The following is a 13,447-nucleotide window of genomic DNA, read 5'->3' on the forward strand; positions in this document are numbered from 1 at the left end:
CGCCTTATTTTGCCGGACCGGGATTTAATTGAAGCAAGAACCCTCCGTCCCTTCCGCTGCTGCGGTTCACACGTAACCCGCCGTCATCTGTCATCTCCAGAAGCGGTTCAGCGTAAACCGCCTCTTCATGCTCCGGCTGTACCTCCAGTGAGAATACCAGCGCTGCCTGCTGTAAAGAGATGAAATCAATGCTTCTGCGCGGGCCTGTATAGAGAATCATATCGATATTTATGCTGTCTTCCGCGTTATGAATTTCCCACGCCCAGCTGCGCACCGCACCTGCATGCCCGCTGAATGCCGCGAACCAGGTCGTCAGGTTAAACGCAGTTCCCCCAATGATGATGCTCGCCCCTTCTTCCGTAGGCCCGGCGATGATCCCATCCAGGCACCCGCCAATCTCCAGCCGCAGCCGCAGATCTGCGGCCTCAATGATGCCGCCGGTCCGGTCGAGATTCGGATGAGTATCGCCGCCGTCCGTAATGAAATCTACACCGAACAGCAAATGTTCTGCTTCCTGCAGTGATTTGAAGCGTGCAGAGCAGTAGTCATAGCCGTCATGCAGGCAGCGGAGCCGGATATAGGCCGGCTGGCCATGATTGTCCGCATAGACCACCAGCGGCCGTCTTTGATTCCACAGATCACTATGTGTGAAGGAACCGATACTAAACTGCGGGGTCATATAGGTGACCGCCCATTTGCCGCCGTCCATTTGCCCCTCCCCTTCGCCTTCCAAGAGCTGCCTTACTTCCTTCGTCTCAGGAGACGTGAAGCCAGCCAGATAAGCAGGCGGGCAGTGGATGCCGCTCCTATACCATTCTTCCTCGTAGGGCAGCTCCTTCCAGGGGAAGAACTTCACCGCTCCTCCCGTCGCCATTTGCAGAAAAGCCTTGCTCTGCTCATTCAGCAGCGCCCCGTAACTGCGGGAATGCGGCCCGGACCACTGGGCCGTGGCCGGGTGATAATAGCCCGCGACGGTCTTCCAGGTCAGTTCAAGCAGTTCTCCGGTCAGTGCTTTGACCGTGCTGTCCGTGGTCTCGGACTGAAGCTTCGACAGCTCCAGAATGGCAATGTAGGTATAGACCGGACTGTTGTATTCCTGAAAAGCCCCATGCTCCATGGTATGGGCATGCAGCTTCCGAAGCCGCTCCAGACCGTATGCCGCATAATCCTCGCGTCCTAATTGCTCCCCGGCAATTCTCGTAACAAAAGCTCCGATAATCGCAATATTGGTATAGTCCGGACCCACATTCCGCCTGATAATCGCCTCGCAGGCATAATCAATGGAATGAATCATATCTTCCCGCAGGCCTTCCGGAAAGCGGTGGCCGTGGCGTGCGATCGCCTGAACCAGCCGGCTGCCGCAGAAATCGGCCCAGTTCCAGTCCGGAGGCGCCATCTGGTGCAGCGGCTCCTCATAGAACCAGGACCAGATCCCGAAGGTAGCATGGCTCCGGTCGGTATCCTGCAGGGAGATCACCTGCCGGATGATATCGAATGCCCGCTGTTCATAACGGGCCAGCTCCGTATCAAGCAGTCCGAGTGCATAGGAGAGTGAATCTCTGGTGGAATGGATGAACTCCGCCTGCTTCAGGGTCGTATGATAACCCGGGCTGCTGAACGGGGAACGCAGCATGCAGATGCCCGGATCATAACGGGACTCCAGTCCGGCCATTCTTTGAATCAGCAGCTGCAGATGGTTCATCTCTTTATTTACAGGCTCTGCGGTTTCCTTCACGGTCATCTTCCTCACTTTCCTTCAGAGTTCAGCGGAACCGTCTGCTGCGGGTGCTGCGGGTGCTGGTGATCCAGCGCCTCTGTCAACAGCTGCATCACCAGTCCCTGACCGTACAGCGCCGGATACCTCTCAATGGCGTTGTAAGCTTCTATTGAAGTCATTACCGGGGTGCCTCCCGAGACTCCCTGCACCTCACCGTCTTCACGGATAAGCGGCAGGATTCCTTCAAGCGCCTTTCCGGCACTCTCCAGAAAAGAGTCATCCAGCAGGCCGCCCTTAACCGCCTTGAGGAAACCGCAGGCGATGCCGGCGCTGGCTGACGTCTCCTGGTAATAATCCGGCCGGTCGAGCACAGTATGCCAAAGTCCATTATCTCCCTGAACCTGCCGCAGGGCGGAAGCGAGCGTACGGTAGCGGCTACTGAGCTCTTCCGGGACGGCAACTACGCGCCCGGTCTCTGCCACAATCTCGGGAACGGCCAGCGTAATCCAGGCGTTGGCCCGGGCCCAGCGGGCAGCCGACATATGGCTGCCGTCCCGGCAGTTCCAGCCGTGGAACAGCAGCCCCGTCGCCTGGTCCTGCAGCAGTCGCAGATGCAGCAGGGTCTGCTGCAGGGCGGCCTCTGCAAGCCCTCGGTCGCCGGTCAGCCCGGCAAGCCGTGCCAGGAACAGCACGGCCATATACACCGTATCCGCCCACACCTGCTCCGGGAAGTCTACAGCCTCCGTCACGGTATGCTCCAGCGCCCCTTCCCGGGTTCGCGGCGCAGTCTCCAGCATCCAAGCGGCAATTTCCTGAGACCTGCTCAGAAACCAGGTGTCCCCGGTCAGCCGGTACAGTCCAGGAAACAGCGCATATGGAGCCAGGGAGTTGATGACCCGAACCCCCTCTGCCTTACGCTTATTCCGGTTCACCCAGAGCAGCAGATAATCAATTACCTTGTCTGCGCCGGTGGCAGTTCCGTATTCCATCAAGGAGATTACACCGACACCGGGCACCCAGTCCCAGTGATGAATATCCATCCCCCAATTGCCCTGATGCCCGACGGAAATCATATATTCGAAGATAAGATCCAGCTTCTCTTCTAACTCCTGTTTTGTACTCAAAACGTCCGAAGCCTCCTTGAACCGTGATAATCCCCCTCGAAATCTGCTTTGACCGGAGAGTTGCCCTGAAACGGAATTTCGCCAAACAGCGCTTTGACCGTAAGCTCTACCGTATCCTCATGCAGCGAATAAGCATTCACCAGCGTATCGAGGAATGGAATATCCTGCAGCAAATACGGCGATGCAAAAGAAATGCCGACCGGCTTGATCGTCTCCGCATGCTGCATAGCCCAGATGGCCTTGGCCGCTTCGCCTACCGGACGGGCCGTATTCATCATGCCATGCAGCGGTAGGAAATACGGTGCAAAAGCAGCATCCCAAGATATCCCTGTCTGCTCCCATTGCTGCAGTGTAGTCAGCGGTTCGAATTCATCGAGGATATCGACCTGCAGCCCTCTGCCCTTAAGCTGCTCAACGAAGAGATTCATCCGCTCGTATTTGCGTCCCTCCGTCACCTTGTTCAGCATGATCACCAGCACCCGGCGGACCGTCTGCGGACTCAGGGGCAGCTGGCCGGTCCGGTTGCGGACCAGCGTAATGCAGCGCCCGGCAAGCGCCCGGCTTAATTGTCTAACCTGCCAGTCCAGCTCGGGCGGCAGCTTATCCTCCAGCAGCGGTAATGCCAGCCCGTCTTCTCCCGCAGCGCCGGTAAACTGCATTCCAAGCCGGGCTTTCATCTCCAGAATCCGCCGGACGCTGGCCTTCAGCCGTTCCCTGCTTACCCGCCCGTCCGCCACCGCCTGCTCCATCACCGCGAAGTATCTCACACCCGGCCAGAGCAGCACATCCGTGCCGCAATTGAAACAATCGATCATGCGCTTCTCATAATCTCCCCAGGCCAGAAACCCGCCCATATCCAGCGCATCCGACAGCACCACCCCATCGAAGCCCATTCGTTCCCGCAGCAGCTCCGTAGTGATGCGCTCCGATACGGTTGCAGGCACCGGCTTCACGGCAGTATCCCCGTCTTCGATCCAGGGAAGGGCAATATGGCCGGTCATATAGGACATCACGCCCTGATCGATGATTCTCTGAGCCACATGTCCATATGTGGAGAACCATTCCTCTTCAGATAAGCTGTTAATCGTAGTAATGATATGCTGATCCCTGTAATCCACCCCGTCGCCGGGAAAATGCTTGGCGCAAGCCGCGATGCCATAATCCTGCATCCCGCGCATGACGGCCGTAGACAGGCGTGCCGCCCGCCCGGCATCATCCCCGAGACAGCGAGTGGTAATGACGGGATTCATCCAGTTCAGCAGAAGATCAACCCCCGGTGCCAGCGCCCAGGTGAATCCGGCTGCCCGGCCTTCCATCGCTGTATATTTACCGTATTCATAAGCCAGCGCTTCATCATCGGCTGCAGCAAGGGCGAGAAGGGGCGGGAAGGCTGTGAGGCTTTTGACTGCAGAGCCGGCCCCGAATTCCAGATCACCGGAGAACAGCAGCGGGAACTTGCTGATTCTCTGCAGCATCACGGTCCAGTCCCGGTAATCCTCCGCTCTGCCCGCAGCCTTCTGAATGACCTCTCCGCCGATAAAGAAGCTGCCCACCGGATATTGTGCCAGATACCCGCGAAGAGCGTCCTCGTCGTCCCCCCTGAACGGCAGTCTGCCTGCATGATCCTGCATCGTCTGCCCGATAAGCTCCCGCAAGCTCATAGCCTCCAGCGTGCCCTCTACCCAGTCCTGCTCTTCCTTGCTTAGCGGCCTCTGCATAGTCCCGATTCCTCCCGGTAATTTCTATTCCAAGTGTAACGAAAAGCCGGACCGCTCTAAATAAAGTCAACTATAATATAAGTTCAAAATTCTATAATCCTCCCACAAAGCGGGGTCTTAGCTTCGGTGATTACTCAGACATTTGGCCGGGACTCTTAAATAAATTCTTATGCAAAAATAAAATCACCCTAACGGTGAATCAAGCCGGAGGGTATGCGGGGTATGCGGGGTATGCGGGGTATGCGGGGTATGCGGGGTATGTGACCTGTACAGCTAATGTAGATATTAGGGCCACCACACAATGCTCCACTCACACTATTTCCGAAGCAGCCTCCGTTGTAATCAATAGTACTAATGCTCCTTATTCCCTCCTGCTGCCCACTTCTAGCGGATTCAGGGGTACTAATACCCCTCATTCACGCCTGCTGCCCACTTTTAGCGGATTCAGGGGCACTAGTGCCCCTCATTTACTCCTACTACCCACTTTCGGCGCATTCAGGGGCACTAGTGCCCCTCATTTACTCCTACTACCCACTTTCGGCGCATTCAGGGGCACTAGTGCTCCTCATTTACTCCTACTGCCCACTTTGGGCGGGTTCAGGGGCACTAGTGCCCCTCATTTACTCCTACTGCCCACTTTGGGCGGGTTCAGGGGCACAAGTGCCCCTCATTTACTCCTACTGCCCACTTCCGCGGATTCAGAGGGATTTATCCCTTTAATTTTCCCATGTCGCACACTTTTGGCGGAATTAGAGGGATTTATCCCTTTAATTTCCCCATGCCGCTCACTTTCGGCGGATTCAGAGGGATTTATCCCTTTAATTTCCCCGTACCGCCCACTTTTGGCGGGTTCAGAGGGATTTATCCCTTTAATTTCCCCATGCCGCCCACCTTGGGCGGGTTCAGAGGGATTTATCCCTTTAACTTCCTCATGCCGCCCACTTTGGGCGGGTTCAGAGGGATTTATCCCTTTAATTTCCCCATGCCGCCCACTTTGGGCGGGTTCAGAGGGATTTATCCCTTTAATTTCCCCATGCCGCCCACTTTCGGCGGATTCAGAGGGATTTATCCCTTTAATTTCCCCATGTCGCCCACTTTTGGCGGGTTCAGAGGGATTTATCCCTTTAATTTCCCCATGTCGCCCACTTTTGGCGGAATTAGAGGGATTTATCCCTTTAATTTCCCCATGTCGCCCACTTTTGGCGGAATTAGAGGGATTTATCCCTTTAATTTCCCCATGTCGCCCACTTTGGGCGGAATTAGAGGGATTTATCCCTTTAATTTCCCCATGTCGCTCACTTTTGACGGAATTAGAGGGATTTATCCCTTTAATTTCCCCATGTCGCCCACTTTTGGCGGAATTAGAGGGATTTATCCCTTTAATTTCCTCATGTCGCCCACTTTTGGCGGAATTAGAGGCACTTTTGTTCCCCATTCCCCTCCTGTCGCCCACTTCAGGCGGATTCAGAGAGACCCCTGACACAGGACACATTCGTCCTTCAGACGAATCTGCTCCAATTCCAAAGAAGCCTATCCTCTGTAGACGAAATATAGTCATTCCCCGGAAATAGAAACTCCCCGCGGCTTCACACTTCAAAGCACGCGGGGAGCATAAGTCTTCATTCGTGAGCCCAAGCCTGTGTATTCCGCCCGTCAGGGCAGACTGATGAGCAGGGTCTCACTTAATTTGTTATTCTCCTTGTTCATCTCGGCATACCGCCAGATATCATTCACAAAGAAGCTGATGGTGAAGCTGCCAATGGTTGGCACTGTCCAGCGGGGTGTTCCCTGGGCGCTGCTGTTTGCTGTTAATGTGATCTCTTCACCCGGCTGGATCACGCTGGTGTTCGTGTCCGACCAGGATACAACCCCGCCATTTACCGAAAAGGCGCCGCCGGTGATCTGTCCGAGTCCGGTAGATGTGTTCAGCGGTGTAGGGCGGACGCCGATGTTCTTCACTTTGGCCCAGAAAATCAGCGAATCCCCCAGCTGCGGAGTGCTGTGCGCCGAAGGGCTGCCGTCGCTGTTCACGATATTCCAGCCGATATCCGTCACGGTCAGATCCGGCCCCGGCGCCGGCAATACCGATTCATAGCTCTGGAACTCCAGTCCGCTCACCATGACTTTTCCCTCGGTGCCTGTAATTTCAATCCGGTGCAGCCCGTACTCCAGGCCCGTCAGCTCGTAGACGATTTTATGATCCCCCTCAAGTCCGGCCTGCGGAATCACTATCGTCTCCATATATTCGCCGTCGACGTAGATGTCAGCACTGCCCATATCGCTTTTGATATCCGATCTCCAGCGGACGCCAGTGCCGTTAAAGCTAAACCCTGCCAAAGCATCCGGTCCATAGGTCACATGGGAGACCCCATTCGGCGCGGTCTCGAACCCGGTATAGTCGATGTAAGCATGGTTATGCGCAACCGGGTACCACGCGGAGACCGGAACATATAGCCCCTCTTCCAGCCTGAAATAATCGATATTCGCCCCGTTTCCTGCCGAGGTGAAGCTGATTGTGTTATAGCCCGCCTGGAGCGTGACCCCATACTGCCGCGCGGTTATATTGGCAGTCCAGCTTCCCGTAGAGGGCAGCGTAACCGTGGACTGTTTCACTCCGTTAACGAGGATATTTTTCTTCGATTCCTGATTGGAAGCGTATGCAATAGTTAAGGTGTAGCTGCCGCCGTTCGTGGAATAGAAGCCCTGAATGGCCAGACCCCCGCCATGTGTCTGCTCGACCACCTTCCCTCCCGAGGCGCTGCTGTTATTACTCACCTTCAGCGGCAGGGCAAACGAGGTGGCCTCCGCCTCGAATTTAGCCGGATCTCCCGTCACATGCGGCGTAACCGGCATGACCGGTGTGGTTGCGGATACGGCTGCAGTCAAAGGTGATACATTGCCGGAGTCATCCACAGCCTGCACCTTGTAGCTGTAGGTAGTCTGTGGCGCTACGGTATAGTCACTCCAGAAGGTAAGGCGTCCAGGAACATTAATTACCGGAGCCGTCCCGTTGTCACGGTACACGTTGTAGCTGACGACCGCATCATTATCTGTGGAGGCATTCCAGGTCAGCCTGATTTGCTCATGGCTTACGGCCAGTGCTGCCGGACTGGCCGGAGCGGATGGCAGAGTACTCTCCTGCTCATCCAGAATATACTGGACAGTCTCCCCGGCACCCAGCGAAACCGTAAGGGTAATATACGGTGTTGCTGTCAGCTGAACCCGGGAGTAGGCCGCAGCATAGGTATCTCCTGCACCGAAGCGTTCCCCCGTATACGTTCCGCTGGACGGCATCGCAACCCGCACCTGCATCGTTACCGGCGATTTCTCAAAGTTGACGAAGTTGAGCAGAATTTTATCGGACGAAGCGCCTATGGCCGTAACCCCCAGCGCCGAGGTATCCACTGCGCGGAAATATGCCTTTTGCCCGGTTAATGCAGACGCATTGAGAACTTCGTAGCTGAGCGGGCTTCCATGGGTCGCATAGGCGGCGGCCAGTCTGCGGAACGTCTTCAGCCGGGTCTCCCCGGACTCGTTGATATTGGCCGGCACTGCTGCCGTATCCTCATAGCGGTGCGTATTCCAGTTAATCGCGGAATCGAACAGCCCAAACTCCGTCCCGTCATTAAAGAAGGCGGCGTGCTGCATAATATGATCTACATAGCCGATATCCCCCCGCAGCTCCCGGTCAAAAGCAGAGGCGAACCTGTATGCATACGTGCCATATTTCGTATTGTCGGAATGATTGTCATTGCTGCCGGTCTCACTCATCGCCATTTCTTTGCCGAAGCCTTCATCCGCTTCGCTATAGACACGCAAATTCTCATACAGGCTTCCGCCCGGCAATGGCTGAACCCCGGTGCCGCCATAGCTGTGCCCGTTGGTCACATCCGACAGCGCTTCAATCGCCTCCCGCTGGCTGGCATCCCGCTCCCAGCCGTCAGGCGTTCCGTTATACGGCCAGTACGCCCAGCCGGGGGCCACAATCTTCAGGTACGGCTGGCTATTGGTCTGCCGCTCCTCATCCATCAGCTCATGAAGCGCAAGCACCGCCTTCTGTGCCCAGCCGAATAATCCCGGCTCATTGCCCGTTTCCGCATACTGGTACAGATCACCGAATTTGCTGACGAACCCGGCATAATAGCTCCGCAGCGCTGAGCTGATGGTTCCGGCGGCCAGCTCACTATTGCTCTTCCAGTTCCCGCCGATGATATTGACCATCGGCTCCAGATTCAGGTCGCGCAGCGTCTCCAGATAAGTCCGCCCCAGCGGGTCCCAGCCTGCGCTGGTATCGGACCAGAAGGAGGTGCGCATCCAGTTGCCGCTGTAAGCAATGCCCAGCCACTTGGTCATTGGCGCCAGATGACGGATTGCATTCTCGTCATACCTGAAGGTGGATGCGGCAATTGTGCTTCCAAGATGAATATACCGCCCGTGTATGGGCTCGGCGGCCTGCTCCTCCAGCGCATCCAGCCTGAAATAATCCCACTCAAACCACAGATACCTGTCCCCGTCATAACCGGGAGACTGCGGATCTGCGTATAAACCCCGGTCAACGGTGAGCTTAAGCTCATTCTGTCCTATCTTCAGCTGTTCTTTGGGAATGTAGAGCTTATAGGTCTGCTTCCATGTGCGCGTAAGCGGGGTCTCTCCATCATTCAGGCCGGTAATCTGAATAAGCCCGCTGAAGCTGCCGTTTGCGAAGACGGCCAGCTGCGGAATTGCGGTGCTTGCATCTATAACTTTGAAGCTGAACTCCACGCCGTAGAGAGGGACTCCGGTTAAATTAAAGGTGAGATTCATGGTACCGTTGTGGTCTGCTTTCATGCCCTTGGAGAGGGTATTCCAGCTCATGGGATTTGCGGGGAGGGTAATATTCTCACTGTACACATCTTGAAATACCGTAAATTCTGCCGAGCTGTTATCCTGCTCCCCTACCTGCCAGAGCAGCGTAGGCGGCTGATAGGTATCCTCTGTGACCGTCCTGCCATAAGGGGATTCAGCGGCAGGCAGCGGCGGCACCGCAGGTGACTTCATTTCTTGCACAGCAGTCAGTGCCGCTGGCGGTCCGGCGGACAGAATTCGCCCGCCAGGCGCCAGAACGGACATCAGCACCAGAACCGTAATGAGCAACTTGCCTGTTATCTTCTGTTTTCGCACATTAACACCCTCTTCTTGAGAATAAGATAAGGGCTCCCCAAATGCTGGTTCAGCGAATGAGAATACCCGGTATCCGGCAAGCGGCCGCTGGGACTGCCTGCTATGAATACCGGGCGTGCTATGGCCTTAGCTGCTTATTTGGCGGCCAGGAAAGCATCCAGTTGCGTTTGAATTTCTGTAATCACAGCATCCAGGCCTGCGGCCTTCAGCTTGCTGTTCATTTCCTTCAGGACCGGTTCAGGGTCCTTTTCCCCGGAGTACAGGGTGTTCTTATATTGCTTCGTAATATTGATCAGTGCGCCGATCTGCGACTGCACCTTGGTCGAATCAAAGACAAAGCCGATGACCGGCGAAACGGCAGAGTTCTTGTTCCAGTCAGTGTACAGCTGTACGCGGTTAGGATCTTCGTCTTTGTTCAGGTAGTTCAGCAGCACATTGCCGATCATCCAGGAAGACACGGAGTTGTAGCCGCTGTCCGGGATGAACTCCACCGTGTTGTTCTCCAGCTTCTTGTAATGCTTGCCCTCAATGCCGAAGGTCAGCAGGTTGTAGAGCACCGGATCGGTATGGATCAGGTTCATGAACATCATGGCCCGTTCAGGGTTTTTGGAGGTTCTGGAGATGGCGAGCATGGAGCCCTGCAGGCTCTTGGTGCTGACGCCAACCGGCAGCAGCGTCTTGATGATCATCGGCTTCTCGGCGAGCCGGGTCCAGTCATTGGTGGAGGTCGGATTCATATTGCCGTAGACGAACCAGGCTTTGCCGCTTTTGACCGCATCCTTCAGCTCAGTCTTGTCTGTGGCACCGTTCTTGTTAATATAGCCCGCTTCATACCAGCTGCGGATCAGCTTCAGCCGTTCCACAATTTCCGGCGTATCATATTCGTTGAATACCTTCATCGTTTTATAATCGAGCAGCGTCGGGATTTCATTACTGCCGTCGAGGTCTTCACTTTCCGGATATGCGGTGAACCAGTTCAGACTGTCCGTATGGTTCATGAAAAGCGGGGAAAGGGCGGGTTCTTTCTCCTTAATCGTCTTCAGCATCGGTTCAATATCCTCCAGCTTCTTGATGCTGTTCACATCGAAGCCGTATTTATCGACAATCGCTTTGTCAAAAGCAAACCCGACGGACTGGCCCAGCTCCTTCTCAGTGGGAATCGCATACAAATGTCCGTTAACAGTAGCCGCCTGCAGGTAAGCAGGATTGATCTGTGCCTTCGTTTCCTTGGCATAGGTCTCGATCAGCTCTTCCAGCGGCAGATACGCCCCCTTGGCGGCATTGGTCATGAAGTTCCAGGTGTAGACCATGTCGAACACTTCGCCGGACTGGATCATCAGGTTGACCTTATCGGCCGGTTTATCCCAGCTCAGCTGGTTAATCTTGATCGTGGCATTTATTTTATCCTTCAGATACGCATTGATCTCCTGCTCTACAGAAGCCACATCCTTATCCGGCCCGCCGGGCAGATAGAGCGACAGCTCCACCGGTTCCAGCGCATCCGGCGCTTCCGTCCCGGCCGCCTCCGTTGCAGCAGCTTCCTTAGTAGCTGCCGGAGCCGTGGTGCTCTCCCCTGCCTTCTCCGTAGGAGCAGCGGTATTGTTGTTATTTCCGGAGCATCCGGCTAGGGTAAACCCAACCATAAGTACAAGCGACAGCAGTAGACCCGTGACTTTTTTACCTGCCATACTTTGTTTCCTCCCCTTGATTGAACAATATATGCTAATCGGTTGATTCCGAGGTTAGCCTTTAATCGAGCCAAGCGTCAAGCCTTTGATGAAATACCGCTGAAAGAACGGGTAGGCCAGCACGATCGGGCCAATGCCAATCAGCGCCATCGCCATGCGGATCGTTTCCCCCGGTAATTTGGCCAGCTCGGTGGCCGAGCCCTGAATGAGCGCCCCGTTGCGGCTCAGGTAATCCGCCTGGGAGATCATTTTGTACATCAGATATTGCAGGGAATAGAGGTCGGTATCGGTGATGAAGATCATGCTGTTGAACCAGTCATTCCAGTAATGCAGTGTATTGAACAGCCCAATCGTGGCGAATACCGGCAGGGACAGCGGAAAAACAATCTGGAAGAACGTCCGCAGCTCCCCGGCCCCGTCGATTGTAGAGGCTTCGATCAGCGCAGGCGGTACACTCATCTGGAAATACGTTTTCATGATCAGCACATTGAACGGCGACAGCAGCATCGGCACGATGAGCGCCCAGATGGAGTTCTTGAGATCAAGCACCTGCGTATAGACCATATACCAGGGCACCAGCCCGCCGCCGAACAGCATGGTGAAGAAGATCAGGAAGGCGAAAAAGCCGCGGTATCTGAAATCGGTCCGTGAGATCGGATAAGCATACAGTGAAGAGATGAACACGCTGACCAGCGTTCCGGTGATGGTGACGAAGAACGACACGCCGTACGCTTTTAATACCACGCTGTAATCCTTGAAGATATACGCATAGGCTTCCAGGCTGAGCTTCTCCGGGATAAATTGATAGCCGTTCAGCACGATGTAATCATAGTCGGTAATGGAAATCATGAAGACGAGTACAATCGGCAGCAGGCAGGTAATGGACAGGATGATAAAAATAACATGGAGAATGATGTTGGTAAATCTGGATATTTCGTTATTAGCCACGGATTTCCACTCCTTTTTAGAATACCGCCTGGTCCTTGTCGACCTTGCGCACGATCCAGTTCGAGCCGAGGACCAGGAAGAAGCCGACCACCGATTGATACAATCCCGCTGCTGCGGACATGCCCAGGTTCCCCATATTAATCAGTGCGTTATAGACGTAGGTGTCGATGACCAGCGTTGTCGGGTACAGTGCTCCGGAATTCAGTGTGGTCTGGTAGAACAGCCCGAAGTCGGAGCGGAAGATCCCGCCGATGGCCAGAATCGTTGTGATAATAATGACCGGACGGATCAGCGGAATCGTGATATGCAGGATCTGCTTCCACTTGCTGGCACCGTCGATCAGGGCAGCTTCATAATACTCATTGTCAATGCCGATGATGGCCGCCAGATAGATGACACAGCCATAGCCCACTCCTTTCCAGAGGTTGATCAGCGGAAGAATGAACGGCCAATATTTCGGCTCGGAATACCAGTTCAGCTCATCCAGCCCGAACAGGGCGAAGATCCCTTTATTGATGAAACCGTATTCAACATTCAGAAAGGCGAACACCAGATAACTCACCACAACCATCGACAGGAAGTACGGGAAGAACATGATGCTCTGATAAAATTTGGCGGCCAGCTTATTCTTCAGCTCATTCAGGGCAATCGCGATCGATACGGCAATCACCAGGTTGAAAATAATAAACACAAAGTTGTAGAGCACCGTATTGCGGGTAATAATCCAGGCATCCGAGGTTGCGAACAGGAATCTGAAGTTATCCAGCCCCACCCACGGACTGCCGAGAATACCGTCGACATAGTTAATATTCTTGAAGGCAATAATGATCCCGAACATCGGCAGATAATTATTGACCAGCAAAAAAAGCACACCCGGCAGCAGCATCAGCAGCAGAACTTTGTGCTTCAGCAGATGTCTCAGCATGGCTCCACGCTTCGTGCTCCTGTGTACCGGCAGGCTGGCTCCTGCTTCGGCTACGCTTTTCTTCTCTTGAGTAATCATTCCTTCCGCCTCCTGATTCCTTCAGCAGTCTCTCTCTCTTCCATGACTTAAGTGTAGCCGGAGAACGGCTGATGCTAAATAAGGCCATC

8 protein-coding genes are annotated in these 13,447 nt (G+C 54.7%); all 8 read right to left on the reverse strand.

The window, feature by feature from the left end; genetic code table 11:
• Window positions 1–4 precede the first annotated feature (4 nt).
• The 8 genes from NYE33_RS02760 to NYE33_RS02795 all read right to left on the reverse strand — a co-directional run bounded on the left by NYE33_RS02760 (window position 5) and on the right by NYE33_RS02795 (window position 13,358).
• Window positions 5–1,741 (reverse strand): hypothetical protein, encoded by a 1,737-nt coding sequence (locus tag NYE33_RS02760; protein WP_042132850.1) that lies wholly within the window; start codon window positions 1,739–1,741, stop codon window positions 5–7.
• 5 nt (window positions 1,742–1,746) lie between these two features.
• The gene (locus NYE33_RS02765) at window positions 1,747–2,841 is read right to left on the reverse strand and encodes a glycoside hydrolase family 88 protein (protein ID WP_231575265.1); all 1,095 of its coding nucleotides are present in this window, start codon (window positions 2,839–2,841) and stop codon (window positions 1,747–1,749) included.
• Window positions 2,838–4,559 carry a glycoside hydrolase family 3 protein gene (locus tag NYE33_RS02770; RefSeq protein ID WP_042132849.1) on the reverse strand — a complete coding sequence of 574 codons (1,722 nt, stop codon included), beginning with the start codon at window positions 4,557–4,559 and terminating at the stop codon, window positions 2,838–2,840. The genes NYE33_RS02765 and NYE33_RS02770 overlap by 4 nt, the downstream gene beginning before the upstream one ends.
• Window positions 4,560–5,226: 667 nt before the next feature.
• Complete coding sequence (locus tag NYE33_RS02775; RefSeq protein ID WP_341064683.1) at window positions 5,227–5,994, reverse strand: hypothetical protein; 768 nt, start codon at window positions 5,992–5,994, stop codon at window positions 5,227–5,229.
• Between the two features lie 218 nt (window positions 5,995–6,212).
• Window positions 6,213–9,719 carry a carbohydrate-binding domain-containing protein gene (locus NYE33_RS02780; protein WP_341064686.1) on the reverse strand — a complete coding sequence of 1,169 codons (3,507 nt, stop codon included), beginning with the start codon at window positions 9,717–9,719 and terminating at the stop codon, window positions 6,213–6,215.
• A gap of 134 nt (window positions 9,720–9,853) precedes the next feature.
• Entirely contained in the window at window positions 9,854–11,407 is a 1,554-nt protein-coding gene (locus NYE33_RS02785) for an ABC transporter substrate-binding protein (RefSeq protein WP_336100658.1), read from the reverse strand.
• Between the two features lie 54 nt (window positions 11,408–11,461).
• Window positions 11,462–12,355, reverse strand: a complete 894-nt coding sequence (locus NYE33_RS02790; RefSeq protein WP_042132846.1) for a carbohydrate ABC transporter permease — start codon at window positions 12,353–12,355, stop codon at window positions 11,462–11,464.
• A 16-nt stretch (window positions 12,356–12,371) separates the two neighbouring features.
• Window positions 12,372–13,358: an ABC transporter permease gene (locus NYE33_RS02795; protein WP_341064689.1), complete on the reverse strand. Its 987-nt coding sequence runs from the start codon at window positions 13,356–13,358 to the stop codon at window positions 12,372–12,374.
• Window positions 13,359–13,447 lie beyond the last annotated feature (89 nt).

The sequence above is a fragment of the Paenibacillus sp. FSL R10-2199 genome, from assembly GCF_038000235.1.
Taxonomy (GTDB): Bacteria; Bacillota; Bacilli; order Paenibacillales; family Paenibacillaceae; genus Paenibacillus_AQ; species Paenibacillus_AQ phytohabitans.

What these genes read in the sequence shown, in the direction of transcription:
- NYE33_RS02770 (WP_042132849.1), bottom strand. Translation starts at nt 4,559, where the DNA reads ATGCAGAGGCCGCTAAGCAAGGAAGAGCAGGACTGGGTAGAGGGCACG.
- NYE33_RS02760 (WP_042132850.1), bottom strand. Translation starts at nt 1,741, where the DNA reads ATGACCGTGAAGGAAACCGCAGAGCCTGTAAATAAAGAGATGAACCAT.
- NYE33_RS02795 (WP_341064689.1), bottom strand. Translation starts at nt 13,358, where the DNA reads ATGATTACTCAAGAGAAGAAAAGCGTAGCCGAAGCAGGAGCCAGCCTG.
- NYE33_RS02785 (WP_336100658.1), bottom strand. Translation starts at nt 11,407, where the DNA reads ATGGCAGGTAAAAAAGTCACGGGTCTACTGCTGTCGCTTGTACTTATG.
- NYE33_RS02775 (WP_341064683.1), bottom strand. Translation starts at nt 5,994, where the DNA reads ATGGGGAACAAAAGTGCCTCTAATTCCGCCAAAAGTGGGCGACATGAG.